This is a genomic window from Microbacterium resistens, from assembly GCF_021172025.1.
In the GTDB taxonomy this organism is placed as follows: domain Bacteria; phylum Actinomycetota; class Actinomycetes; order Actinomycetales; family Microbacteriaceae; genus Microbacterium; species Microbacterium resistens.
Map to the genome: position 1 here is coordinate 223,312 of NZ_CP082781.1, position 23,651 is coordinate 246,962.

Sequence of the window (23,651 nt, forward strand, 5' to 3'; positions counted from 1 at the left end):
CGCTCCTGATCCCTGAGCCCCGGGAGTCCCCAGCCCCCGGGGCATTCTTTTTTTCCGGCCCGGCCGGTCGAGCGGGTCCACAGGCCACCACGGCTACGATGTCGGGGTGTCCGATCCCCGACCCCAGTACGGCGAGTACGCCACCCCGGAGGAGCAGCGCCGTCGCGCAGGCCTGCCCGAGGAGGTGACACCGCCCGCAGCAGCCACGGCGGCGCCCGCCGCGGCCGCCCCGGCGACCGCGGCACCGGCCCCGACCGACAGCGCCGCCGCGCGCACGCCGCGGCCGGCGGATCGACTGATCACCATCGCGCTCCTCGCCTACGGGCTGGTCAACGTGATCATGTCCGTGATCTCGTACTCCGACGTGTCGCGGCTGATGAGCGAGAGCATGAGGATCCTCGGCATCGACGGCGAGTTCACGAACTACGAGCAGGGGCGGCTGTGGGCGACGATCGCATCGATCGTGCTCATCGTCGGGTGGACCGCGACCGCGGCGTGGGCCGTGACTCGTCTCCGCCGCGGGCGCACCTCGTGGTGGGTCCCGCTTGTCGGGGCCGTGGTGTCGACGGTCCTCGCGTCGATCTGCCTCAGCGTCGCCCTGCTGGGCGACCCTGCCTTCCTGGCGTACCTCGGCGGCGCCTCGACCCGCTGATCGCGCGGAGGGCCGGCGCGGGGGCGGACGGCCGCTCAGACGCTCCCCTCCCACACCGCGCGGGCGCCCGCATCGCCGGTCAGGATCACCAGGACGAGCGTCCCGATCGCGCTGACGAGCGCCGCCGCCGCGATCGCCGCCCGCACGGGACGGGGCCAGGCGGCGCTCTGCTCCGACGGGTCGGGCCGACGGCGGTCCGCGATCCACACGGCCAGCGCGGTCGGGGCCAGCGAGATCGCCCACGGGACGAGCATGAGCCCGAGCGCCTCGTGACGCTGGACCGCCGAGGCGCGGCCGACGGCGTCGGCGAGGGACGCGCCGGTCGCGGCCGTGAGCGGGATGAGCACGGCCACGAGGACGGCTGCCAGCGGCAGCGCCGCGCCGACGCGGCGTCGTGCGGCGGGCCACAGCGCGCAGACGATGAGCGCGATCGCGGTGAGCGGGGTCAGGACCACGGCGGCATGCACGAGGAGCGGATGCAGCGGCAGCCCGGCGAACGAGGCGGTGTCCAGCGACGTCATCGCGTCCATACTGAGAGAACGACGCACACCGCGTCCGGGTTCAGATGAACCGCCGGCGCTTCCGTCTCGTGTCCACAGAGGGAGGCGGACTGTGGAAGACGACGAACAGCTCGCGGCGCTCTACGACGTGCACGCCGGGCCCATCCGGCGCTATGTCGTGCATCTGACCGGCAACGCGTCGTCGGCGGACGACGTCGTCCAGGAGACGCTGCTGAGGGCGTGGCGGACCCCGAGGATCCTGGAGCAGGAGGCGGCCACCTCGCGCGCCTGGATGCTGACCGTCGCCCGCCATCTCGTGATCGACGAGGCCCGGAGCGCCCGGCGCCGCCACGAGCGCGCGGTTCCGGAGGTGCCCGAGGGCACCGCGCCGGACGACACGGACCGCCTCATCGACGCCCTGCTCATCGAGGACGCCCTCGCCGCGCTGAGCGCGGAGCACCGGGCCGTCATCGTCGCGGGCTACTTCGGCGGGCGCAGCGTGGAGGAGATCTCGGGCGAGCTCGGGATCCCGAAGGGGACCGTGAAGTCGCGCATGCACTACGGACTGAGAGCGCTGCGACTGGCACTGCAGGAGAGAGGGGTGACCCGGTGAGCGGGGAACACGAACGCTACGCGACCTGGGACGCCGCCTACGCGATGGGGGCGTTGTCCGCCGCGGATCGATCCCGGTTCGAGGCGCACCTGGCGCACTGCGCGCGGTGCCGGACCGCGGTGTCCGAGCTCACTCCGGTGGTCGGACTGCTCTCCCGGATCCCCGCCGAGCGGGCGGAGAGCCTGGGCGCCGCGCCGCGGGACCCCGCCGCCGATCGGCTCCGTGAGATCGCCCGGGCGCGACGGCGTCGCCGACAGCGCCTCGTCTGGGCGGCGGTGTCCGTCGCCGCCGCGGTGGCCGTGGCCGTGCCGATCGCCCTCGTCGCCCTGAGCCCGCGCCCCGCGGTGTCCGTCGCTCTGGAGCCGGCGGTCTCCGTGCCGGTCACGGCCACCGTGGAGCTGACACCGGTCGCCTGGGGCACGCGGATCGACATGGAGTGCGCGTACGGGGCGGACGCGCCCGATGCCGGGTGGACCTACGTGCTCACGGTGATCGACGCATCCGGCGCGGCGACGGAACTGTCCACGTGGAAGGTGGAACCGGGCCGTACCGCGCGGGTGTCCGCCGGCGTCGCCGAACGGCTGCCGGACATCCGAGCGGTGGAGGTCCGCAACGCCGCCGGCGACGTCATCCTGCGCCAGGACCTGGAGACCACCGAGCGGACCGGATGAACCGCGGGCCGTGTCGTCTCGTTTCACCGGTGACGCTTCACGGCGGAGCGCGGGAAGGACGAGATCATGCGCAGGACACTCGCGATCGGGGCGCTCGCCCTCGGAATGCTCCTGGCGGGCTGCGGCTCACCGGGAGCGGCGGAGACCTCGGCGCCTCCGGCCTCGGATGCCGGCGGGTACGGCGACGCCCCCTCCTCGGGCGCGGACCTCATGCTCGCCGAGACGGCGCTCGGGGAGATCGTCGTGACCGCCGACGGGATGACGGCGTACGTGTTCGACAAGGACACCCAGGGCGCGGCCGAGAGCGCGTGCACCGGTGCGTGCCTCGGCAACTGGCCGCCGATCCTCGCCGCCGGATCCGAGCCGGTGGGGGACGGGATCACGGGTGAGCTGGGCACGATCGACACCTCGGACGGGAAGAAGCAGATCACGCTGGACGGGTGGCCGATGTACACCTTCGCCGGGGACGCCGCGGCCGGGGACGTCGCCGGGCAAGGCGTCCAGGACGTGTGGTGGGTCGTGGACGCGACGGGGGCGAAGATCGGGGGATGAACGACACCGCGCCGCCGGGTGATCCGGCGGCGCGGTGGTCCCGGCTCTCCGGGATCGGGTCGGTCGGCGCCGCCGCAGCGGCACGCGATCTCAGCTCTGGGACTGGCCGTACGAGCCGAGCTGACGGGTCGACTCGACGACCCGTGCGGCCATCGCGGTCTCGGCGACCTTGCCCCAGGCGCGGGGGTCGTAGAGCTTCTTGTTGCCCACCTCGCCGTCGACCTTCAGCACGCCGTCGTAGTGGGAGAACATGTAGCCCGCGATCGAGCGGGTGAAGGCGTACTGCGTGTCGGTGTCGATGTTCATCTTGATGACGCCGTTGGCGACCGCCAGGGCGATCTCCTCGTCCGTCGAGCCCGAGCCGCCGTGGAAGACGAGGTCGAGGGGCTTCGCGCCGGTGCCGTACTTCTCCGCGACCTGGGCCTGGATGTCGCCGAGCAGTTCCGGGCGCAGCTTGACGTTGCCCGGCTTGTACACGCCGTGCACGTTCCCGAAGGTGAGCGCCGCGATGTAGCGCCCCTGCTCGCCGAGACCGAGGGCCTGGACGGCCTGGTCGACGTCGGCGAAGGTCGTGTAGAGCGCGTCGTTCGAGCCCTCGTGACGGACGCCGTCCTCCTCGCCGCCGACGACGCCGATCTCGACCTCGAGGATCGCGTTGATGTTCTTCATGCGGGGGAGGAGATCCTTGGCGATCTCGATGTTCTCGGCGAGCGGCACCGCCGAGCCGTCCCACATGTGCGACTGGAAGATGGGGTTGCGACCGGCCTTGACCTCTTCCTCGGAGGCGGCGATGAGCGGCTCGACGAAGCCGGCCAGCGCGTCCTTCGGGCAGTGGTCCGTGTGCAGCGCGATCGTGACCGGGTACGACTTCGCCACCTCGGTCGCGTACTTCGCGAAGGCGAGGGCGCCGGTGGCGCGGGCCTTCACGGTGTGCCCGGCGAAGTAGTCGGCGCCTCCGGTCGTCACCTGGATGATGCCGTCCGATCCGGCCTCGGTGAGGCCCTGCAGGACGGCGTGGATCGTCTGCGAGCTGGAGACGTTGAACGCGGGGTAGGCGAATCCGCCCGCCTTCGCGCGATCGAGCATCTCTGCGTACTGATCCGGGGTGGCAACGGGCATGGCATCTCCTGTGCTGAGCGACGGGGTCAGTGCCACTCTATCGCCGTAGATCCGCGTGATCCGATCCGTTTCGGACGCCGTCGAACCGTCAGAACTTCGGTGCGCGAAAGAAGCGAGTTTCTTTCGGTCGACGTGGGCGCAAAAGCCGCGATCCCTGCGTGCTCTGCTTCTAGGCTGGCGGCATGGTGACCCCCGTCGAGAAGACTGCCCCTGCCGATTCGTCCTCCTCTGCGGAGCTGAGCCCGCTGCGTCCCGACCGCAACCTGGCCCTGGAGCTGGTGCGTGCCACGGAGGCGGCGGCGATCCGGGCGGTGCCGTTCATCGGGCGCGGCGCCAAGGAGGCCGCGGACGGCGCCGCCGTCGACGCCATGCGGGCGTTTCTCGGGACGGTCGACTTCGACGGCCGCGTCGTGATCGGCGAGGGAGAGAAGGACAACGCCCCGATGCTCTTCAACGGCGAGCAGGTCGGCACCGGGCGCGGACCCGGATACGACATCGCCGTGGATCCGATCGACGGGACCTCTCTGACCGCGGCCGGACGCCAGAACGCCCTGTCGGTCATCGCGGTGTCCGATCGGGGCACCATGCTCGATGCCTCGAGCATCTTCTACATGGACAAGCTGGTCACGGGTCCCGCCGGCGTCGGCGTCGTGGACATCCGCCTCCCGATCGGCGAGAACATCCGTCGTCTCGCCGCCGCGTTGGAGAAGCCGGTGGAGGAGATCGTCGTCTCGGTCCTCAACCGCCCGCGACACGACGACCTCATCCGCGAGATTCGTGAAGCCGGTGCCGGGACCCGCCTGATGAGCGACGGCGACGTCGCCGGGGGGATCAACGCGGCCCGGCATGGTGCGCGCACCGACATGTGCGTCGGGATCGGGGGCAGTCCCGAGGGCATCGTCACCGCTTGCGCGATCAAGGCCCTCGGCGGGCACATCCAGGGGCGGCTGTGGCCGCGGGACGACGAGGAGCGCCAGCGCGGCATCGATGCCGGTCTCGACATGGACAAGGTCTACGAGGCCGACGACCTCGTCCGCGGCAACAACACGATCTTCGTCGCGACGGGCGTGACGGACGGGCAGCTCGTGGCGGGCGTGCGCCGTGAGGGCGGCTACCTCTACACCGAGAGCATCGTGCTGCGCAGCCACTCCGGGACGCTGCGCCGCATCGCCTCGGAGCACCTCGTCTCCAAGTGGCTCTGAGCCGGTACGGCGGACCCGGGGAGTGATCGAGGCCGGCCGGGGAGCCGAACGAGTCGGTGATCGCCGGTCGCTCGTCCGGGGCATCGTTATCGAGCCGAAACCGCCATCACATCGTGGCGCGGGGACTTCCCGGCTGAGCCTGGCACAATAGGTCCCGCCTGCAGCGCATCGGGAGGGCTCCGGTCGCGCGCGACGAGAGGGGCGAACGGATGGCTTCCGAGAACGTGTACCGGCAGACCTCGGTCACCGACACCGGCACCGTCACCGTCATCGAGATGGACGCGGCGCGTCGGCCCGATGTGCTTTTCCGCGTCCGCAGGCCCGAGGGCCAGGAGATCAGCGCCTGGTGGATGATCGGTGCGTTCGTGCTCTTCTCCGGCGCAGTGATCGCCCTCCTCAGTCTCGTTCCTGGCGGGGCGTGATCTGCTCCGGCTCCTGACCTGACTCCTCGGCACTCGTCAGATCGTTCGCCCCGTGGTCGTCCGCCGGGTGGCGTCGGTTCTCCTCGTCGCCCGGCTCCGCCGGGTCCAGTCTCGTACGGAGCTCCCCGAGGTCCGCGGTGATCAGAACCGCCTGATCGCCCTCTGATGCCACGCTCGGTTCTTCTGCGCTGAAGGTCAGTTCCTCGGCGCTGAACCGTCGCGTCGCGTCGGTGATCCTGGCCGGCTCGGCGAGGGCTGAGGCGTCGACACCGGGGAAGCGCCGGGCGGTGACGAGAACACGGCTCTCCAGGGATCCGGCGAATCGGTTGTAGCTGTCCACGGTCCGCTCCAGTGCCCGCCGGAGGTCGTCGGCGTGCCCCGCGAGGGTGCCGAGACGGTCGTACAGCTGGGTTCCGAGGGAGAGCAGTGCGCGAGCCTCGTGAGACACCTCCTGCTGGGTCCAGGTGTAGGCGACGGTCTTGAGCACGGCCCAGAGGTTCACCGGTGAGGCAAGGGCCACACGGCGTGAGAAGGCGTAGTCGAGGAGCGTCGGATCCTCGTCGATGGCGGCGGCCAGGAGCGATTCCGTGGGCAGGAAGCAGATGACGAACTCGGGCCCGGCATCCAGCCCTCCCCAGTAGGCCTTCTTGGCGAGCGCGTCGACGTGGGCTCGGACCGCGCGGACGTGCTGCTGCATGAGCGTCCGGCGCCGCGAGTCGTCGGTCCCGGACAGCGCGCTTGCCTCCAGGTAGGCGTCCAGCGGGACCTTGGCGTCGACTGCGATCGACGCGCCACCGGCCAGGCGGATCACCATGTCCGGGCGGCCCCGGCCACGATCGGACGTGATCGTCGCCTGCAGGTCGAAGTCCACGTGTCGGGTCAGCCCCGCCGCCTCCACCACGCGGCGGAGCTGCGTCTCGCCCCACACACCCCTCGTGGCGCTGGAGCGCAGCGCGCCGGCGAGGGACTCGGTCGTGGCGCGCAGCGCCGCATCGGACTCCTGCGCGAGGCGCAGCTGCTCGCTGAGCGCACCGAACTGCGCGTGGCGGTCCTGTTCGAGCGTGGAGACCTTCCGCTGCATCTGCTGCAGGGACTCCGCCACCGGCGCGAGCGCCGTGAGCACCGCGTTCTCGCGCTGCGCTCGATCGGCGGCGACGCGCTGCTGCTCACGCGCGTGCTCGACCGCGTCCCGATACAGGTCGTACTGGCGATCCCTGTCCTCGCGAAGCGCGGCGGCCTCGGCGGTGAGCCCCGCCACCGCGGAGGCGGAACGGGCGCGCGCCGCGAGCCAGCCGAGACCGGCGCCGACGGCGAGGGCCACGAGGGCCACGACGACGATGGTTGCTTCCATGCGCCCATCCTGAGCGGTGCCACCGACATCGGCGGGTTCGGATCCGTTTCGGGGCGCCTTCCCCGGCGTCGGGGTCCCCTTCGGGGGTCGATCACCCCGAGATGCGCCCCAGAACCGGCATCGGGACTGGAAGGACTCAGGCGACGGCGCGCGCGGGCTCCGGCACGGGCGCCGGAGCGATCCGGACGCCGACCGCGTCGGCGAGCTCCTCGATCGTGCGGGAGCCGTTGCGACGGGCGGCGTCGATGACGATCTGCGCGCAGGCCCGTGCATCGGCGAGCGCGTCGTGGTGCGGGAACTCGCCGAACCCGGCGGCCGCCGCGGCTCGCGGGAGGCGGTAGGAGTCGAGGTCGTAGACGCGGCGAGCCACGTTCAGACTGCACAGCGAACGATACGGCGGCACGGCGTCGCCGGTGGCCTCGCAGGCGCGCCGGAGCACGTTCAGGTCGAAGCCCGCGTTGTGCGCCGCGAGGACGTCCGCGCCCGCGAAGCCGCACAGGCGGTCGAGCTGATCGCTCCATGCGGGGGCATCGGCGACCTGATGCGCCTGGATCCCGTGGATCCGCACGTTCCACTCCTGGAAGTGGTCGTGGCCCGCGGGCGGGCGGATCAGCCAGCCCGCCGTGGCGACCACTTCGCCGTCGCGGACGCGGACGAGCCCGACCGAACAGGCGGATGCGGGGGAGGAGTTCGCCGTCTCGAAGTCGATCGCGGTGAAGTCCAGGGGCACACCCCCAGCCTCCGTCCGGAGACGTCGCCCGACGTTCAGGCGCGCCGGGCGACCGCGGATCGGCGCGTAGGCTGACGCCATGGGATCGGAGCGCGCGACGAGTTTCGGGGCGGAGAGCGGGAACTACGAGACCGGGCGCCCCGACTACCCCGCGGCGGCCGTGGCCTGGCTTCTCGAGCCGCTGGGGGACGGCCCGCGTGCGGTCGTGGACATCGGTGCGGGGACGGGCAAGCTCACCCGCGGCGTGCTCGGCCTCGGCGGCGTGACCATGACCGCCGTCGACCCGGACCCGCAGATGCTCGCCGCGCTCGAGGCGCGCACGCCCGCCGTGCCCACGGTGCGGGGGACCGCGGAGGCCCTTCCTCTGTCGGACGCGGTCGCCGATGCCGCCGTCATGGGGCAGGCCTGGCACTGGGTGGAGCCGGTGGCGGCGTCCCGCGAGGTCGGGCGCGTGGTGCGGCCCGGCGGCGTGCTGGGCCTCATCTGGAACGTGCGCGACGAGCGGGTCGCGTGGATCCGGCGGCTCACGGCGATCATGCACGGCAGCGCCGCCGAGCGGATGATCGCCGAGAACAGCGTGGTCGTCGCCGATCCCTTCGGTCCGGTGGAGGAGCGGCGATGGGAGTGGACCCGCGCGATGACGCGTGCCGAGCTTCACGCCATGGCGCGCTCGCGCAGCTATGTGATCACCGCCTCCACGGACGAGAAGGACCGGATCCAGCGGGAGATGGACGCCCTCTTCGACGAGCTCGGGCTGGCGGAGGGCGAGACCCTCGACATGCCGTACGTCACGGTCGCCTATCGCGCGATCCGCGGATCCTGAGGCGGGCCCCGCGCCGGTAGACTCGTACCCCGTGGCTCTCACCATCGGAATCGTCGGACTGCCCAACGTCGGCAAGTCCACCCTCTTCAACGCCCTCACCAAGAACGACGTGCTCGCCGCGAACTACCCGTTCGCGACGATCGAGCCGAACGTCGGCGTCGTGAACCTCCCGGACGCGCGGCTGGACGTGCTCGCCGGGATCTTCGGGAGCGAGCGGATCCTGCCGGCCACGGTGTCGTTCGTCGACATCGCCGGGATCGTGCGCGGGGCGAGCGAGGGGGAGGGGCTGGGCAACCAGTTCCTGGCGAACATCCGCGAGGCCGATGCGATCGCGCAGGTCGTGCGCGGCTTCGCCGACGACGACGTCGTCCACGTGGACGGCGAGATCAACCCGAAGGGCGACCTGGAGACGATCAACGCCGAGCTCATGCTCGCCGATCTCCAGACTCTCGAGAAGGCGATCGTCCGCCTGGAGAAGGAGGTCCGCGGGCGCAAGACCGACCCCGTCGTCCTCGAGACCGCCAAGGCGGCTCAGGACGCGCTGGAGCGCGGGCAGCTCCTGTCCGTGTCGGGCATCGATCTGGCCCCGATCAAGGAGCTGGGCCTGCTCACGTCCAAGCCCGTCATCTTCGTCTTCAACGTCGATGAGGCGGTGCTCACCGACACCGCCCGCAAGGCGGAGCTGGAGGCGCTGGTCGCCCCGGCGAAGGCGATCTTCCTGGACGCGAAGATCGAGTCCGAGCTCATCGACCTCGACCCGGAGGACGCGGCGGAACTGCTCGCCTCCACGGGCCAGGAGGAGTCCGGGCTCGACCAGCTCGCGCGCATCGGCTTCGACACCCTCGGGCTGCAGACGTACCTCACCGCCGGGCCCAAGGAAGCGCGCGCCTGGACCATCGGCAAGGGCTGGAAGGCCCCGCAGGCCGCCGGCGTCATCCACACGGACTTCGAGAAGGGCTTCATCAAGGCGGAGGTCATCTCCTTCGACGACCTGGTGGAGACCGGCTCGGTCGTGGAGGCCCGCGCGAAGGGCAAGGCGCGCCTGGAGGGCAAGGACTACGTCATGCAGGACGGCGACGTGGTGGAGTTCCGCTTCAACGTCTGATCTTCGATCTGATGAGGTCTTCAACAGGTGTCGCCTATGACCTCGATCCGTGCAGCGAGGCCGATCACGTCGGCGAGCTGATCCGCTGACAGTGCGACTGCGGTCGCGGTGAGGTTCTCTTCGAGACGAGCGATCCGGCGTGTACCAGGGATCGGAACGATCCGGGACTGCTGAGCCAGCAGCCATGCCAACGCGACCTGATCAGGGATTGCGGCCGCGCGCTCCGCGTCCATGATCCCCACCGTGGCGAGGCGGAGCAGCCCGCATATCGATATTCCCGTTGACCCCCGCACGGGGGTCAATCCGGTCTGCACGGTGGAGCGCGCGAGCGGTGATCTGGCATCAATGGATCGAGCTGTGCACGTTGTCAGCTGATCTCGGGGCCGGACGCGGATCTATCCGGCCCATCTTCACGAGGGGAATGATGTGAGTCAGATCGGGAGAAGTCCACGTCGGTTCGACAGGTGGAGGGAAGGCCGGCGGAGGCTCTGGCGTGGCACGGCGATGCTGGGCGCATCGGCCCTCGTCGCGGTGGGCGCCGTCCTCGTCCCCGCGGGACCCGCCCTGGCGGCGCCCGGTGATCCGTTCGACCCGGCCGTCCCGACGGTGTTCATCGGACAGCAGTCGCCGACCCAGCTGTACACCGCCGTGCAGGGCGCCGGCGAGGTGACCTTCGAGCCGACCGGTCCCGTCGCCGACCGGACGTACAACGCGATCGGCTTCAACACGGTCGACAACTACCTGTACGGGGTGCGGATCGACAACGGCTTCAAGACCGCACTGCAGCGCATCGGCCAGGACGGACAGGTCACGGGGCTCGGCGTGGTCGCGGGACTGCCGACGCCGAGCGGGAACGACTCCTACAACCAGGGGTCGTTCGGGTCGGGAGCGACCGCGGGGGTCCTCTACGTCCGCGACCAGCTCAGCCTCACCCGGATGTGGGCGATCGACGTCGCGTCCCTCACCGCCACGCAGATCACGCTGTCCGGGGCCGGTGTGCCGAACGTCTCTGACATCACCTGGAAGGACGGCTTCCTCTGGGGGATGTACAACAACGACCGGATGTACCGGATCGATCCGGCGACGGGGCAGGTCGCCTCTTGGGTGACGGGCCTCGGAACCACCGGGGACTTCGGCGCACAGTGGCTCTACGGCAACGGCAACATCGGCGTCTCGCGGAACGCGGACGGACGGGTGTTCCAGATCGCGATCGACGACCCGTCGAGTGCCACGCCCGGTTTCCGCCTGGTCTCCTCGACCACGGGGCCGGCGTCGAGCAACAACGACGGCGCTTCCGTGCCCGGCCAGCCCGTCGATCTGGAGCTGGCGAAGACCGGCCCGGAGAGCTACACCGTCGGGCAGACGATCACCTACACCCTCACGGTGACGAACAACGGACCCGGTGCGTCGTCCGGATCCGTGGTGACCGATGAGGTCCCGGCCGCGCTCACCTCGGTGACGTCTCCGACGACGGGATGCACCGTCGAAGGGAACAGCCTGAGCTGCACCCTGGGCGCCCTGGAGCCGTCGGAGAGCACGACCATCACCGTGAGCGGCACCGTGACCGCCGCGGCGACCGGCGAGCTCACCAACACGGCGTCGGTCACCGGCAACGAGCAGGATCCGTCGCCGGAGAACAACACCGACAGCTGGACCATCACCCCTTCTGTCGTCCCGGCGCCTGCGCTGTCGCTCGTCAAGTCCAATGACGCGGGCGACTCCCCGCTGGTCGTCGGGCAGACGATCACCTACTCGTTCGTGGTCACGAACACCGGCAACGTGGCGGTCTCCGAAGTGCAGGTCGACGAGACGGCGTTCACAGGTGCGGGCGCGCTGAGTGCCGTCACGTGCCCGGCGCCTGTGCTGGAGCCGGGGGCGAGCACGACCTGTTCGGCCACGTACACGGTCGAGCAGGCGGACGTCGACGCGGGGACCCTGGAGAACACCGCTCAGGCATCCGGGACGTCGCCCGCTGGCCCTGTCGTCTCCGACCCGTCGTCCACCGTCGTTCCCAGTCAGCCGGCACCGGCCGTGGAGCTGGTGAAGTCGGCGGCGCTGGCCGACGGCTCTACCGGAGCGGTCGGAGACACGGTCTCCTACGACTTCGTCGCGACGAACACCGGCAACGTCACTCTCACCGATGTGTCGATCACGGACCCGAAGCCGGGGCTGTCGGCTCTGACGTATTCCTGGCCGGGCGAGCCGGGCACGCTGAAGCCCGGCGAGCAGGTGACCGCCACCGCGACTTACACGATCACGGAAGCGGACCGCGACGCGAAGCACGTTCAGAACTCGGCGACCGTGGCGGGGAACCCGCCGACCGGCCCTCCGGTCACGGACCAGGACACCGCCGAGCTGACACTGCCTGATGCCCCGGCGATCGAGCTCGTCAAGACGGGCTCGTTGCAGGGCACGGGCGTCGCAGGCGACACCGTGCGCTACGACTTCACCATCACGAACACCGGTGACGTGGCGCTGACCGGGGTCGACGTGGCCGATCCGTTGGACGGGCTCTCGCCGCTGGTCTATTCCTGGCCCGGTGAGGCCGGCGAGCTCGCGCCGGGAGAGCACGCCACGGCGACGGCGACCTACACCCTGACGCAGGCGGACGTGGACGCCGGGGGCGTGGACAACGTCGCGACCGTGACCGGCAACCCGCCATCGGGCGACCCGATCCAGGATGAGGACGACGTCAGGGTTCCGGTCGATCCCGCGCCCGCGATCGCGCTGGTGAAGACCGGTGCGCTCGAGGACGGCGCCACCGGTCGTGCGGGCGATGTCGTGAGCTACACGTTCACCGCCACCAACACGGGCACTGTGACCCTCACCGGCGTCTCGATCGTGGATGCGCTCGAGGGGCTTTCGGAGATCTCCTACGGCGCGTGGCCGGGCGCCGAGGGCACACTCCGCCCCGGCGAGCAGGTCACCGCGACGGCGACGTACGTCTTGACCCCGGCGGACGTGAACGCGGGCCGCGTCGAGAACACCGCGACCGCGACCGGCACGCCGCCATCCGGTGACCCCGTCGGCGACGAGGATGTCGAGATCATTCCGGTCGATCCCGCTCCGGCGATCGAGCTGATCAAGAGCGGCGGCCTGGAAGCCGGCGCCACCGTGGCGCCGGGGGACCTCATCGAGTACACGTTCACCGCTGCCAACACGGGCAACGTGACGCTCACGGAGGTGTCGATCAGCGACGAGCTGGCCGGGCTGTCGGAGCTGACCTACACATGGCCGGGCGAGTCGGGAGTGCTCGCGCCCGGACAGTCGGTCACTGCGACCGCGACCTACGCGCTCACCCAGGCCGACATCGACGCGGGCGCGGTGCACAACGCCGCGACCGCGACCGGAACCCCGCCGACGGGCGGTCCGGTGGACGACGGCGACGCGCACGATGTGCTGCTTCCGCAGCTGCCGGGGCTCGACCTCGTCAAGACGGGGACGCTCGACGGCGCGGGCGCGGGCGCGGGCGCGGTCGGGGATGTCGTGACGTTCGCGTTCACGGCCACCAACACGGGGAACGTCACGCTCACGGGGGTCGGGATCAGCGATGAGCTGCCGGGCCTGTCGGAGATCGCGTACACCTGGCCGGGCGAGGCCGGGGTTCTCGCGCCGGGCGAGCACGTCACGGCGACGGCGACGTACGCGCTGACGCAGGCCGACGTCGATGCTGGCGGCGTGGATAACGTCGCGATGGCGACGGGAAACCCGCCCGCAGGAGAGCCGGTCTCTGACGAGGACGACGTGACCGTCCCCGTCGCACCGGGAGCAGCGATCGAGCTGCGCAAGACCAGCAGCCTCGACCGAGGTGCGGGTTCCGTCGCGGGCGATCGGGTGACGTACTCGTTCACCGCGACGAACACGGGCAGTGCGACGCTCACCGGCGTGTCGATCAGCGATGAGCTGGCCGGGCTTTCGGAGATCGTCTACACGTGGCCGGGTGCGGCAGGTGTGCTCGCACCGGGCGAGTCCGTCACGGCGACGGCGACGTACACGCTGACGCAGGCGGACGTCGATGCGGGGAGCGTGCGCAACCACGCCCTCGTGACCGGCACGCCGCTCGAGGGACAGCCCGTCCAGGACGATGACGAGGTGACCACGCCGCTGCCGCAGCGCGCCGCCGTCGACATCGTCAAGACCGGGAAGCTGAGCGGCGACACGATCACGTACACCTTCCTCGTCACCAACACGGGCACCGTCACGCTCGCGGGCGTCGAGATCACGGACAAGCTCTCCGGCCTGTCCGCGATCACCTACGGCCGGTGGCCGGGTGAGGCCGGGGTCCTGGCTCCGGGCGAATCCGTCGCCGCGACCGCGACCTATGCCGTCACCGGTGCGGATCGCGGCCGTGGTTACGTGGACAACCACGCCTCGGTGACCGGAGCCCCGCCCAGCGGTGACCCCGTCCACGCCGAGGACCGGGAGCGCACGGCGGTCGGTTCGCTGGCCGTCACAGGATCCGAGGCGACCTGGGGCATCCCGCTGCTCGCCCTGGTCCTGCTCGCGGGCGGTGGCACCCTGCTGCTGATCCGCCGGCGCCGGATGGCGGCGAGCTAGTCCGTCGGTGCCGGAGCGGTCCTCCTCCCTCCCCGCGAGAGGCCGCTCCGGCATCGGCATGCCGGGCGACGGGCGCGGGTCAGGTGGCGGAGGAGACCACCGGCTTCGTCCACTCGACGGTGTGACGGAAACCGAGCTGCCGACGGAGCATCGCTCCCGGCATCGTCTGCCGCAGGGCGGTGCGGATCTGGGCGATCGTGTACTCCGGGTCCCTGACGGGGAACGGCGGAATCGCCGAGGCGGGCTGCTGCGCCACCCAGGGGTGCTTCACGAACCCGATGACCGGGTTCGTGAGCATCGAGGCCACGTCCCAGGCCTGGTCGACGACGGAATCGGGCCGGGCCAGCCCGACGCAGAGGAAACGCCCGCCGGGCTTCAGGATCCGAGAGACCTGCCGGAGCGCCGGGACGAGGTCGAGGTGATGCAGCACGGCGATCATCGTGACCACGTCCTTGCCTGCGGGCACGCGTTCCAAAGGGGTCTCGTCCACGGTGACGTTCGGAAGACCCGCGCAGCGCGCAGCGCTCGCCAGGCGCATGGCGGGGTCGACGTCGATGCCGTGTGCCGCGGTGAACCGCCCGGCCAGCAGCGCGAGGAGCTCGCCTCGGCCGCAGCCGACGTCCAGCGCCTCGTCCCGTCCCGGGGGGGAGGCGGCTTTCGATCCATGGATGGAAGGCGTCGTTGTGACTCCACGGGTGTCGGGCGTTCAGGGTGCGCATGGCGGCGGCGGCCCGGGCTCCGGCCCCGGTACGCAGCGCATTCCTCACCTGCATGCGGGCCAGTGTCGCACGCCGTCTTCGGGGGAGCCTGCGTTCAGGGGTGAAGCGGACAGCGTCTCCGACGTGTTCACCGACCCACCCGACGTTGCCAGAGGAGCACCAGCGCGTAGCCGAGGGCGATCCCGATCGGCTGCAGCGCGAGCAGCAGCGGGGCAGGGAGCGCGCCGCGCAGGAACAGCACAGCGCTGCCGGCGAGGACGCCGTGCATGAGCACCCCCGACAGCAGCAGCGGGAGGATCGCCGTCCGGCGGAACGGTCCGCCGCGGCCGGTCGTCGTCGCCATCGTCCAGATGCTCAACGGCAGGAAGAGCAGTGTCGCCGTGAGGAGTCCGGGATCGTACTCGCGCGAGGCGATCGCGGGAACGATGTGCACGACGGCGTTGACCGCGATGACGCCCCACAGGGTGAGGGCGATCAGCCGCGATCCGGCGAGCATGGCCGCCAGCGGCGCGGCGACCCAGACGAGCGGAAGGTTCACGAGCAGATAGAAGCCGGTGGGTAGGGCGCAGGCCGGGTACGGCTGCTGACCGAGGACCGTGCACAGGGAGTCGGGGAAGGCGTGCACGACGCCGGTGGCGGAGATCCCGTACTCCTCGACGTTGTGCACCATGTAGGTCGCGACGGCGAGGAACGACAGCCAGCGCGTGTCCTGCCACCGAGAGCGCCCCGCGTCGGCGCGGAGCAGATCGGTGGCGAAGAGCAGGACGAGGAGCACGGCGGCGAAGCACAGGCCGATCCACGGCCACGCGTAGTCGAACCATCCGAACACGCCCACATGATAGGCGCGTGGCTCCCGATCCGGACAGAGGGGCGCGTGACCTCCCGACGGCGGCATAGCGGGGGTCGGTACGATGTCGGAGCCGGCGTGATCCGCTGCGCAGCGGCGGTCCGCCCGACATCGGCACCCTTCGAGAGGACACACGAACAGTGAGCGAGAGCAGCATCTTCGAGCCGGACGGCCGCGCGATCCCGTACTTCGACGAGGGCGTGGGCGACGGGCCGTCGCTCGTCCTCATCCCGGGGCGCGGCGCAGAGGGCGGAGCGCTCGGCTCGATCGCGCACATCCTCGAAGGGGAGGGCATCCGCGTGCTGCGGATCGGCACCCGCTCGACCCCGGAGGGGGAGGAGCTCTCGATCGAGCAGCGCGTCGAGGACGCGATCGCCGTGATGGACCACGTGGGATTCGCGGGCGGCTGGATCGGCGGCCACGGCACGGGCGGCACCGTGGCGCGCTCCCTCGTGCTGGCGCATCCCGAGCGGGCTCTCGGCCTCCTGCTCCTCGGCGTCGAGGACGTCGAGGTGCCCCTCGCCCCGGCGATCCCGGTCCTCATCATCCAGGGCTCGGCCGACGACGTCACCCCGCCCGCGAATGGCGAGCGCCTCCAGGCGACGGCGCCGGATCGGGCGAGCATCGTGACGATCGACGGCGGCGGGCACCTCTTCCCCGTCACCGACCCGGTCGACACGGCGTTCGCGATCGAGGACTACCTCGCCTGGGACTGATCCGTCCCCCCGGTGAGGCGGCTCGCCCGCCTCACCGGCGCGAGAGCAGCGAGGTGATCCTGAGCCGGTTGCTGTCGACCCAGACGTCCGAGTACTCGATAGGACGGCCGTCGGCGAGATAGGTCACCTGCTGCAGGTACTGCACAGGCCGGTCCTTCGGGATGTCCAGAGCCGCGCTGACGGTGTCGTCCGCGGCCTCGGCGGAGAAGGTCCGACGCGCCGAGCCGATCTTGAGGCCGTAGCGGCCCTCCAGCGTGCCGAACAGCGACTGCGTCGTGAAATCGACCGTCTCGATGCCCGGGGCGAGATCCGTGCGGACGTAGTTGACGATCAGGGCGACCGGTCCCGCGTCGGTCGAGCGCACCCGGACGAGGCGGAGGGGGAGGCTCTCCCTGGGCAGGTCGAGCAGGGCGGCGACCTGTTGCGGCGCAGCTGTCGGTGCGCACTCCCGCACCGACGTCCGCGTCGCGATCCCCAGACCGTTCAGGTCCTCGCTGAGGGTGCTCAGCCGCTGGGCGATGGCCGGCTCGATCGTCGGCGCGGTCACGAAGGTGCCGCGTCCTCGCACCTGGCGCAGAAGGCCCTCGTCGATGAGCGTCGAGAGCGCCCGGCGCAGCGTGCCGCGGCTCACGCCGAGTTCGTCCGCCAGCTCCGGCTCCGGCTTGAGCCGGTAGTTGGCCGGCCACTCGCCCGCGGTGATGCGGCTGCGCATCCGATCAGAGATCTGCCGGTGCAGCGCGATCGGCAGATCCCGCTGCGGGGCGGCGTTCTCGGGGGCGGAGGGCGTGTGCATCGAGGTCTCTCCGGTGTGTGGTGCGCCGACATGTCGGCGGGGGTCATCAGCACCATATCCCGTCGCCGCGTCGGGGATTGACAGGCGGGGCGAGCGTCTCTATGTTCTTATATGTTCATAGACAAGAACCAAGTGAAGGCGAGACCAATGAAGGTCACGGTCGCAGGCGGCTACGGAGTCGGCCTCGTCATGCGTGTGCATCGTGCACCGGAGGCGGGCGAGTCCCTGAGTGACGGGGTGCTGTCGCGGGGACACGGCGGGAAGGGATCGAACCAGGCGGTCGCCGCCCGTCGCCTCGGCGCGGGCGTGGCACTCCTCACCGCCGTCGGCGACGATGCCGCCGGGGCGGACGCTCAGCGCCTGTGGGCGCAGGAGGGGATCGACGCGACCGGCGTGCGGGTCGTGCCGGAAGCCTCGACCATGACCGGATTCATCGTGGTCGATGCCACGGGGGAGAACCGGATCATCATCGCCCCCGGCGCGCTGGAGGCGCTCACACCCGAGGACGCCGAGGCCCAGCGCGCGACGATCGCCGGCTCCGACGCCCTCATCGTGTCGCTCGAGGTGCCGGCCGCCTTCGCGGGTGCGGCGCTGCGTATCGCCCGGGAGGAAGGCGTACTGACCGTGTTCAACCCGGCGCCCGCCAAGGACGTGCCCGCCGACCTCTGGGCCGCCGCGGACATCGTGACTCCGAACCTGACGGAAGCCCGGGCCCTGCTGGGCATCGGAGACGAGGCGGCCCCGTCGCACGAGCTCGCATCCCAGCTGCGGGCGCGGCTGGGAGCCGACGTCGTCCTGACTCTCGGCGGCGAGGGCAGCGTCGTCGCGGATGCGAGCGGGATCCGCCCCGTCGCCGCCGTCGCGCCCGACCGGGTCGTGGACACGACGGGCGCGGGCGACGCCTTCACCGCCGCGCTGACCGTCGGCCGACTCGCGACCGGGTCGCTCGCCGCGGCGGCGGCGTTCGCCGCCCACGCCGGCGCGCACACGGTGGCACGTCCCGACGTGATCCCGGCGCTTCCTCGACGGGACGACCTGCCCGCCTTCTGACCGGTGTCGTCCTGACAGGCAGACGCCGGCCCACGATCCACCTCCGGCCTCGACACGTCGAGGTCACACCTCCGACGGAGGGCGACGACCGTCGCCCGGATGGGAAGACACATGACCACGACCGACTACCGCGCCCTCGCTCCCGCCGAGCTCGCGCCCTTCATCCAGCACACGAAGATCGGCGTCGGGATCACCCGTGACGAGATCGTGGCGCACGCCGAGGAAGCCGCCCGCTTCGGGTTCGGCGCCGCGATGGTGCCCGGATCCTGGGTCCGCACGGTCGCCGACGTCCTCCGCGGCACGGGCGTCCCGGTCGCGTCGGCGCTCGACTTTCCGACCGTGGGAGTGATGAGCAGCGCAGGCAAGGCGGCGGAGGCCGCCGAGCTCGCGCGTCTCGGCGCCCAGCAGCTCGACATCGGGGTGCAGATCGGCTGGCTGAAGTCGGGCGAGTTCGATCGGTTCCGCGACGACATCGAGGGCGTCGTACGTGCCTCGGGCGTTCCGGTCAAGGTCATGCTCGAGCTGCCGCTGCTCACCGATGCGGAGAAGGAGGCCGCCGTGGCGCTCAGCATCGAGGCGGGCGCCGCCTACCTCAAGAACGCCAGCAGCGGTCAGATCGAGACGGCGAGCCCCGAGAACGTCCGGTACCTCGTGCAGAGGGCGCCGGAGGGCGTGCGCGTCAAGGCGTCCGGGGCCATCACCGGGTTCGCGCAGACGATCGAGCTCCTGGAGGCTGGCGCCGCCTGCGTCGGGACCAGCGCAGGGATCGAGATCGTCACCAACACCGCCGACCGCGACACCACCAGCTACTGACCGTCCGCCGGTCGCTTCGTTCAGAGAGGAACACCTGCCCATGACCCGCATGATCATCGACACCGATACCGCACAGGACGACTGCATCGCCCTGCTCGTCGGTCTGCTCGACCCCGGAGCGACGCTGGAGGCCATCACCATGGTCGCCGGCAACGTCGGCTTCGAGCGTCAGGTGCAGAACGCCTATCTGACCCTCAACGCCGCGGGGCGCCTCGGCGACGTGCCGATCCATCTCGGCTGCACCCGTCCCATGGTGCGCGAGTGGGTCTCGGCCGAGGACGTCCACGGCGATGGCGCGGGCGGGCTCACGATGGACACGACCGGATGCGCTCCGGAGGCCGAGCACGCCGTCGACGCGCTCATCCGGCTCACCGCGGAGAGCCCCGGAGAGATCGACATCGTGGCGATCGGACCGCTCACGAACATCGCGATGGCGCAGGTGAAGGATCCCTCGTTCGCGTCGAACGTGCGCTCGCTCACGATCATGGGCGGCTCGAACAACGGCCGAGGCAACATCACGGCGGCCGCGGAGTTCAACTTCTACGTGGACCCGGAGGCCGCCCGGACCGTGTTCGAGGCGGGGTTCCGGATCACGGTCGTCCCGTGGGCGCCGCTGACCTTGAACGACGCGGTCTTCGGCCGCGAGCGCTTGGCGGAGATCGCCCGGATCGGGACGCCGCTGGCCCAGTTCTTCGAGCGCGTGTGCGCGGCGACCCTGGCGTTCGATGAGGCCGTCGGGATCCCGGGGACCACGCATCCGGACTCGCTCTCGGCCAGCGTGCTCCTTCATCCGGAGCTGATCACGCGCCAGGCGGAGTACCACGTCGCGGTGGAGACCGGGTCGGAGCTCACCCGCGGATACTCCGCGATGTCGTGGGGCGTACACGGTCTGACGCCGAACGCGACGGTCGTCGAGGCGGTGGACGCCGAGGCGTTCTTCGCCTACATCGTCCGGATCCTGTCGACTCCGACGACGCCCGATCGTCCCTTCGGCGGCACCGCGTGACCGTCGCCGAGCTGCGGACCATGCGCGGCGGCGCGGTCCGTCCGCCCCTGGTCCTCGCCGCGCTCCTGGTGGCGGTGGCGAGCTTCCAGATGAACGCCACCATGCTGGCGCCGGCGGTCACCTCGATGACCACCGAACTGGGCACCGATGCGCCCACGATCGGGATCTCGGCCTCGGTGTTCACCTTCGTGGCGGCGCTCGCCGGACTGTTCTGGCCGCCCCTGAGCGACGGGATCGGCCGGCGCAGGGCACTGCTCGTCTCGCTGTCGGTGATGTCCCTCGGCAGCCTGATCGCGATGCTCGCGGTGGACGTGCCGATGCTGATGGTCGGACGCGCGCTCCAGGGAGCCTGCGGTGCGACGTTCTCCCTCGCCTTCCTGCTCCTGCGGGAGATGCTGGATGCGCGGAGGTTCGGACGCTATCTCGGCATCGTCACCGCGGTCAACGCCGGCGTGGGCGGCGTGGACACCCTGCTCGGCGGCGTCATCGCGGACGCAATCGGGTTCCGGGGGATCTTCGGGCTCACTCTGGTCCTCGAGATCCTGGCGGTCGCGCTCATCGCCGCGTGGGCGCCGGAGGTGCGTCCCGCCGGGAAGACGCGGATGGACTGGGGCGGCATCGGTGCGCTCACCCTGGCGCTGCTGGGGATCAACTTCGCACTCTCCAGCGCATTCTCGCCCGGTGGCTGGGGCGCCGTCGCGACGTGGGCGTGGTTCGGGGTCGCGGCGATCGCCCTGGTCGCGTTCCGCTTCATCGAGGATCGGGCGGCCCAGCCGCTGCTTCCGGTGCGCGACTTCGCGGACCGTGCCGTCTGGGGCACGCTGCTGACCACGTTCTTCACGCTCGCGTCGAGCTTCGCCCTGCTGATCTTCCTCGTGCCGACTCTCAGTCAGGATGCGACCGCCGGGTTCGGCCTGAACGGCACCGTGTCCGCACTGATGTTCCTCGTCCCGTACTCCCTCCTGGGCTGGGCCACCGCGCCGCTGGTCGGCACCTTCGCGCCGAGGATCGGCTATCGGCTCCTGCTGCGGTGCGGGCTCGGCGGGAGCCTGCTCCTCGCCACCGGCATGGTCCTCGGCCACCAGAATCCGTGGACGCTCGCGATCCTCGTGTTCTTCATGGGGGCGACGTACTCGGCGTGCGCGGCGACGACGCTGAACGGACTGGGCATCATCTACGCGCCGAAGGCGCACCCGGGGATCCTCCCGGGGTTGACGTCGACCATGTTCAACTTCGGCGCGTCGGTCGGGATCGGCATGCTGGCCGCGACCGTCTCCGCGAGCCCGGGGCCGGACGGATACCGGCAGGCGTTCATCGTGGCCGCCGTGCTGGCGGGGCTGGCACTGCTGGTCTCCTTCGCGCTCCCTGCCCGTGAGCGAGAGGGCGAGCGCGTCTGAGCGGTCGCGTTCCCGGGCGCCCGGACGCATCCGCGACCGGGCGCCCTGTGATGCTCGTCGCGGGGCCGCACCGATGTCGGGGGCGGGTGGCAGGATGTCGGCATGCCCGAGTCGCCGGAGGTACAGGCGCTCGCCGAGTTCCTCGGCGAGCGGATGACGGGTCGCGCGTTCACGGCGGTCGACGTCGTCGAGCCGCGGATCGTGAAGACGCGGCAGCGCCCGCCCGCGGAGGTGCAGGGCGCGCCGGTCGCCTCCGTGACGCGCCGCGGCAAGCATCTCGGCATCCTGCTCGGATCCCGCTGGCTGGTCGTGAGCTTCGGCCGCAACGGATGGGTGCGGTGGCATCCGCCGGGAGCCGCGGACGCCGGTGACGACCCGTCGGCTCCGGCGGTCCCCGTGGTGGCGACGTTCGTCCTCGACGACGGTGCCCGCGTCGACCTGGTCGAGACCGGCGATTTCCTCGCCGTCGGGATCTGGGTCGTCGACGCGCTCGAGGAGGTTCCGGCGATCGCGACGCTCGGCCCGGACCCTCTCGCCGCGGAGTTCAGCGCGGACGATCTCGACCGGGCGCTCGGCACGCGCCGCAAACAGGTGAAGGCGCTGCTGCAGGAGCAGCGGTCGCTCGCCGGCATCGGCAACGCCTACTCGGACGAGATCCTGCACCGAGCGCGCATCGCCCCGACCGTCCATGCGGTCGCGCTCGGGGCGGAGGAGCGGGACCGCCTGTTCCGAGCGACGACCACTGTCCTCCGTGATGCGGTCGAGCAGCGCCGCGGACTCGCGCCGACGCAGCTGAAGCCTGCGAAGGTCGCTGCGATGGCCGTCCACGGACGCGGCGGACAGGCGTGTCCGGTGTGCGGTGACACCATCGTGGACCACGTGTTCTCCGGAGCGTCGGCGCAGCTCTGCCCGACCTGCCAGGCGTCGCCCTGACGGGGCGGCCGGGTCGAGCGGGATATTCTGCGGACATGAACGCGCTGGGTCCCCGCAGGCAGTTGCGGCTGCGAGCGGTGATGGGTCTCCTGGCCGGGATCATCGCGGGCACCGCAGCCGGCCTTGCGCTGGGCGTGGCGGCAGGACTCCTCGCCGGTTGGACCGCCCTCGCCCTCGTGGAAGTGGTCTGGGTGGTGCTCGTGGTGTGGCGCATGGATGCGACGCAGACCCGCGCCCACGCCACGATCGAGGACCCCGGCCGGCGTCTGGCGCGGGTGATCGCGCTCGTCGGCAGCCTGGCGAGCATCGCGGCGGTGCTCGTCGTGGTCGTCCAGGCCCGGCACGCCGACGGGTGGACGGCGTTCGCGCTGGCGGGCATCTGCGTGCTCAGCGTGGCCGCCTCGTGGTCCCTCATCCAGGTGGACTACATGCTCCGGTACGCACGGATGTACTACGCCGAGCCCGCGGGCGGGATCGTGTTCAACCAGGATGCGGATCCCGAGTACACCGACTTCGCGTACTTCTCCGTGGGCCTCGGCATGACCTATCAGGTCGCCGACACGAACGTGACCACCAATCCGATCCGGCGCCTCGTCATCGCCCAGACGATGCTGGCGTATCTGTTCGGCGCGCTCATCCTCGGGACGATCATCAACCTGATCACGGGCCTCGGCTGACCGGACGCACGAGACCCCGCGTCCGACAGGAACGCGGGGTCTCGGCGAGACGGTCGTCAGGCGGTCTGAGGGAGAACGGCGAAGGACACCGCCCCCTCGTCGTCGACCCCCGCGTCCAACACCTTGTCGTCGAGGGCGATGGCGGCCCCCTCCTCGAGGTAGACGCGGGCGCCGGGCACCTGGATGACCTGGTCCTGGGGCTCCGGGGTGGGGACGACCACGACGGCGAGACGGGACTCGCCCGCAGGGCCGGTCGTCTCGGCGGTGTGGATGCGCAGGCCGGCGTCATCGGCGTCGCTCTGGCGGTTGACCAGGGTGGCGACGATGGCGGAGGCGTTGTCGGTCAGGGTGAGCACGATGGGCTCTCCTTCCGGTTGCGGACATGCCGCGGTCGCGGGCATGT

At 71.1% G+C, this 23,651-nt stretch carries 25 protein-coding genes; 16 read left to right on the plus strand and 9 right to left on the minus strand.

From position 1 onward, the window contains the following. Positions 1–106: 106 nt before the first annotated feature. Positions 107–652 carry a DUF6264 family protein gene (locus tag K8F61_RS01035; RefSeq protein WP_219085106.1) on the plus strand — a complete coding sequence of 182 codons (546 nt, stop codon included), beginning with the start codon at positions 107–109 and terminating at the stop codon, positions 650–652. A 35-nt stretch (positions 653–687) separates the two neighbouring features. On the opposite strand, the gene K8F61_RS01040 is transcribed toward K8F61_RS01035, so the two are convergent. Then, positions 688–1,173, minus strand: coding sequence for a DUF2231 domain-containing protein (locus K8F61_RS01040; RefSeq protein ID WP_231820403.1), 486 nt, complete (start codon positions 1,171–1,173; stop codon positions 688–690). Between the two features lie 91 nt (positions 1,174–1,264). Here K8F61_RS01040 and K8F61_RS01045 point away from each other — a divergent pair, with 91 nt between their 5' ends. The 3 genes from K8F61_RS01045 to K8F61_RS01055 all read left to right on the plus strand — a co-directional run bounded on the left by K8F61_RS01045 (position 1,265) and on the right by K8F61_RS01055 (position 2,988). Further along, entirely contained in the window at positions 1,265–1,765 is a 501-nt protein-coding gene (locus K8F61_RS01045; protein ID WP_231820404.1) for a sigma-70 family RNA polymerase sigma factor, read from the plus strand. After that, a complete protein-coding gene (locus K8F61_RS01050) occupies positions 1,762–2,436 on the plus strand; it encodes a zf-HC2 domain-containing protein (RefSeq protein ID WP_231820405.1) in 675 nt (224 codons plus the stop codon). Before K8F61_RS01045 ends, K8F61_RS01050 begins: the two co-directional genes overlap by 4 nt. A 66-nt stretch (positions 2,437–2,502) precedes the next feature. Continuing rightward, positions 2,503–2,988 (plus strand): COG4315 family predicted lipoprotein, encoded by a 486-nt coding sequence (locus K8F61_RS01055; RefSeq protein ID WP_231820406.1) that lies wholly within the window; start codon positions 2,503–2,505, stop codon positions 2,986–2,988. A 90-nt stretch (positions 2,989–3,078) separates the two neighbouring features. Here the strand turns inward: K8F61_RS01055 and fbaA are convergent, their stop codons facing one another. Further along, positions 3,079–4,107 carry a class II fructose-bisphosphate aldolase gene (fbaA, locus tag K8F61_RS01060; protein ID WP_231820407.1) on the minus strand — a complete coding sequence of 343 codons (1,029 nt, stop codon included), beginning with the start codon at positions 4,105–4,107 and terminating at the stop codon, positions 3,079–3,081. A gap of 182 nt (positions 4,108–4,289) precedes the next feature. Here fbaA and glpX point away from each other — a divergent pair, with 182 nt between their 5' ends. After that, positions 4,290–5,309 (plus strand): class II fructose-bisphosphatase, encoded by a 1,020-nt coding sequence (glpX, locus tag K8F61_RS01065; protein WP_067247511.1) that lies wholly within the window; start codon positions 4,290–4,292, stop codon positions 5,307–5,309. Positions 5,310–5,518: 209 nt separating this feature from the next. Then, positions 5,519–5,731 (plus strand): UDP-N-acetylmuramyl pentapeptide phosphotransferase, encoded by a 213-nt coding sequence (locus K8F61_RS01070; RefSeq protein ID WP_067247508.1) that lies wholly within the window; start codon positions 5,519–5,521, stop codon positions 5,729–5,731. Here the strand turns inward: K8F61_RS01070 and K8F61_RS01075 are convergent. Together K8F61_RS01075 and K8F61_RS01080 are read right to left on the minus strand one after the other, a co-directional pair. Next, positions 5,706–7,082, minus strand: a complete 1,377-nt coding sequence (locus tag K8F61_RS01075; protein WP_231820408.1) for a DNA recombination protein RmuC — start codon at positions 7,080–7,082, stop codon at positions 5,706–5,708. The genes K8F61_RS01070 and K8F61_RS01075 overlap by 26 nt on opposite strands. A 136-nt stretch (positions 7,083–7,218) precedes the next feature. Next, the gene (locus K8F61_RS01080; protein WP_231820409.1) at positions 7,219–7,812 is read right to left on the minus strand and encodes a 3'-5' exonuclease; all 594 of its coding nucleotides are present in this window, start codon (positions 7,810–7,812) and stop codon (positions 7,219–7,221) included. 79 nt (positions 7,813–7,891) lie between these two features. Here K8F61_RS01080 and K8F61_RS01085 point away from each other — a divergent pair, with 79 nt between their 5' ends. Both K8F61_RS01085 and ychF read left to right on the plus strand, forming a co-directional pair. Further along, positions 7,892–8,635 carry a class I SAM-dependent methyltransferase gene (locus K8F61_RS01085; RefSeq protein WP_231820410.1) on the plus strand — a complete coding sequence of 248 codons (744 nt, stop codon included), beginning with the start codon at positions 7,892–7,894 and terminating at the stop codon, positions 8,633–8,635. 31 nt (positions 8,636–8,666) lie between these two features. Beyond that, positions 8,667–9,740, plus strand: a complete 1,074-nt coding sequence (ychF, locus tag K8F61_RS01090; protein ID WP_219085113.1) for a redox-regulated ATPase YchF — start codon at positions 8,667–8,669, stop codon at positions 9,738–9,740. A gap of 20 nt (positions 9,741–9,760) precedes the next feature. Here ychF and K8F61_RS01095 read toward each other — a convergent pair whose 3' ends face one another. Then, positions 9,761–9,973, minus strand: a complete 213-nt coding sequence (locus K8F61_RS01095) for an aldo/keto reductase (protein WP_336246435.1) — start codon at positions 9,971–9,973, stop codon at positions 9,761–9,763. A gap of 271 nt (positions 9,974–10,244) precedes the next feature. Here K8F61_RS01095 and K8F61_RS01100 point away from each other — a divergent pair, with 271 nt between their 5' ends. Further along, positions 10,245–14,297: a DUF11 domain-containing protein gene (locus tag K8F61_RS01100; RefSeq protein WP_231820411.1), complete on the plus strand. Its 4,053-nt coding sequence runs from the start codon at positions 10,245–10,247 to the stop codon at positions 14,295–14,297. A gap of 79 nt (positions 14,298–14,376) precedes the next feature. On the opposite strand, the gene K8F61_RS01105 is transcribed toward K8F61_RS01100, so the two are convergent. Further along, a complete protein-coding gene (locus tag K8F61_RS01105; protein ID WP_336246462.1) occupies positions 14,377–14,967 on the minus strand; it encodes a class I SAM-dependent methyltransferase in 591 nt (196 codons plus the stop codon). A 176-nt stretch (positions 14,968–15,143) separates the two neighbouring features. Next, complete coding sequence (locus tag K8F61_RS01110; RefSeq protein ID WP_231820412.1) at positions 15,144–15,845, minus strand: HXXEE domain-containing protein; 702 nt, start codon at positions 15,843–15,845, stop codon at positions 15,144–15,146. 158 nt (positions 15,846–16,003) lie between these two features. Between K8F61_RS01110 and K8F61_RS01115 the strand changes: the two genes are divergently transcribed. Next, on the plus strand, positions 16,004–16,579 hold the full coding sequence (locus K8F61_RS01115; protein ID WP_067247481.1) for an alpha/beta fold hydrolase: 576 nt from the start codon (positions 16,004–16,006) through the stop codon (positions 16,577–16,579). A gap of 31 nt (positions 16,580–16,610) precedes the next feature. On the opposite strand, the gene K8F61_RS01120 is transcribed toward K8F61_RS01115, so the two are convergent. Then, complete coding sequence (locus K8F61_RS01120; protein WP_231820413.1) at positions 16,611–17,372, minus strand: GntR family transcriptional regulator; 762 nt, start codon at positions 17,370–17,372, stop codon at positions 16,611–16,613. 147 nt (positions 17,373–17,519) lie between these two features. Between K8F61_RS01120 and K8F61_RS01125 the strand changes: the two genes are divergently transcribed. From K8F61_RS01125 to K8F61_RS01150, 6 genes are all read left to right on the plus strand, one after another. After that, positions 17,520–18,422 (plus strand): ribokinase, encoded by a 903-nt coding sequence (locus K8F61_RS01125; RefSeq protein WP_231820414.1) that lies wholly within the window; start codon positions 17,520–17,522, stop codon positions 18,420–18,422. A gap of 111 nt (positions 18,423–18,533) precedes the next feature. After that, positions 18,534–19,235, plus strand: a complete 702-nt coding sequence (gene deoC, locus K8F61_RS01130; protein WP_231820415.1) for a deoxyribose-phosphate aldolase — start codon at positions 18,534–18,536, stop codon at positions 19,233–19,235. Positions 19,236–19,275: 40 nt separating this feature from the next. Next, positions 19,276–20,241 carry a nucleoside hydrolase gene (locus tag K8F61_RS01135; RefSeq protein WP_169797691.1) on the plus strand — a complete coding sequence of 322 codons (966 nt, stop codon included), beginning with the start codon at positions 19,276–19,278 and terminating at the stop codon, positions 20,239–20,241. Then, positions 20,238–21,638, plus strand: a complete 1,401-nt coding sequence (locus K8F61_RS01140; protein ID WP_084344635.1) for an MFS transporter — start codon at positions 20,238–20,240, stop codon at positions 21,636–21,638. The genes K8F61_RS01135 and K8F61_RS01140 overlap by 4 nt, the downstream gene beginning before the upstream one ends. Positions 21,639–21,740: 102 nt before the next feature. After that, positions 21,741–22,571: an Fpg/Nei family DNA glycosylase gene (locus K8F61_RS01145; RefSeq protein ID WP_231820416.1), complete on the plus strand. Its 831-nt coding sequence runs from the start codon at positions 21,741–21,743 to the stop codon at positions 22,569–22,571. Positions 22,572–22,606: 35 nt separating this feature from the next. Continuing rightward, positions 22,607–23,248, plus strand: coding sequence for a DUF1345 domain-containing protein (locus K8F61_RS01150; RefSeq protein WP_067247463.1), 642 nt, complete (start codon positions 22,607–22,609; stop codon positions 23,246–23,248). Positions 23,249–23,304: 56 nt separating this feature from the next. On the opposite strand, the gene K8F61_RS01155 is transcribed toward K8F61_RS01150, so the two are convergent. Further along, the gene (locus K8F61_RS01155; protein ID WP_067247459.1) at positions 23,305–23,604 is read right to left on the minus strand and encodes a Fe-S cluster assembly protein HesB; all 300 of its coding nucleotides are present in this window, start codon (positions 23,602–23,604) and stop codon (positions 23,305–23,307) included. Positions 23,605–23,651: the final 47 nt, after the last annotated feature.

What these genes read in the sequence shown, in the direction of transcription:
- K8F61_RS01040 (WP_231820403.1), bottom strand. Translation starts at nt 1,173, where the DNA reads ATGACGTCGCTGGACACCGCCTCGTTCGCCGGGCTGCCGCTGCATCCG.
- K8F61_RS01055 (WP_231820406.1), top strand. Translation starts at nt 2,503, where the DNA reads ATGCGCAGGACACTCGCGATCGGGGCGCTCGCCCTCGGAATGCTCCTG.
- fbaA (WP_231820407.1), bottom strand. Translation starts at nt 4,107, where the DNA reads ATGCCCGTTGCCACCCCGGATCAGTACGCAGAGATGCTCGATCGCGCG.
- glpX (WP_067247511.1), top strand. Translation starts at nt 4,290, where the DNA reads ATGGTGACCCCCGTCGAGAAGACTGCCCCTGCCGATTCGTCCTCCTCT.
- K8F61_RS01070 (WP_067247508.1), top strand. Translation starts at nt 5,519, where the DNA reads ATGGCTTCCGAGAACGTGTACCGGCAGACCTCGGTCACCGACACCGGC.
- K8F61_RS01075 (WP_231820408.1), bottom strand. Translation starts at nt 7,082, where the DNA reads ATGGAAGCAACCATCGTCGTCGTGGCCCTCGTGGCCCTCGCCGTCGGC.
- K8F61_RS01085 (WP_231820410.1), top strand. Translation starts at nt 7,892, where the DNA reads ATGGGATCGGAGCGCGCGACGAGTTTCGGGGCGGAGAGCGGGAACTAC.
- K8F61_RS01095 (WP_336246435.1), bottom strand. Translation starts at nt 9,973, where the DNA reads ATGGACGCGGAGCGCGCGGCCGCAATCCCTGATCAGGTCGCGTTGGCA.
- K8F61_RS01100 (WP_231820411.1), top strand. Translation starts at nt 10,245, where the DNA reads ATGCTGGGCGCATCGGCCCTCGTCGCGGTGGGCGCCGTCCTCGTCCCC.
- K8F61_RS01120 (WP_231820413.1), bottom strand. Translation starts at nt 17,372, where the DNA reads ATGCACACGCCCTCCGCCCCCGAGAACGCCGCCCCGCAGCGGGATCTG.
- K8F61_RS01125 (WP_231820414.1), top strand. Translation starts at nt 17,520, where the DNA reads ATGAAGGTCACGGTCGCAGGCGGCTACGGAGTCGGCCTCGTCATGCGT.
- deoC (WP_231820415.1), top strand. Translation starts at nt 18,534, where the DNA reads ATGACCACGACCGACTACCGCGCCCTCGCTCCCGCCGAGCTCGCGCCC.
- K8F61_RS01135 (WP_169797691.1), top strand. Translation starts at nt 19,276, where the DNA reads ATGACCCGCATGATCATCGACACCGATACCGCACAGGACGACTGCATC.
- K8F61_RS01145 (WP_231820416.1), top strand. Translation starts at nt 21,741, where the DNA reads ATGCCCGAGTCGCCGGAGGTACAGGCGCTCGCCGAGTTCCTCGGCGAG.
- K8F61_RS01150 (WP_067247463.1), top strand. Translation starts at nt 22,607, where the DNA reads ATGAACGCGCTGGGTCCCCGCAGGCAGTTGCGGCTGCGAGCGGTGATG.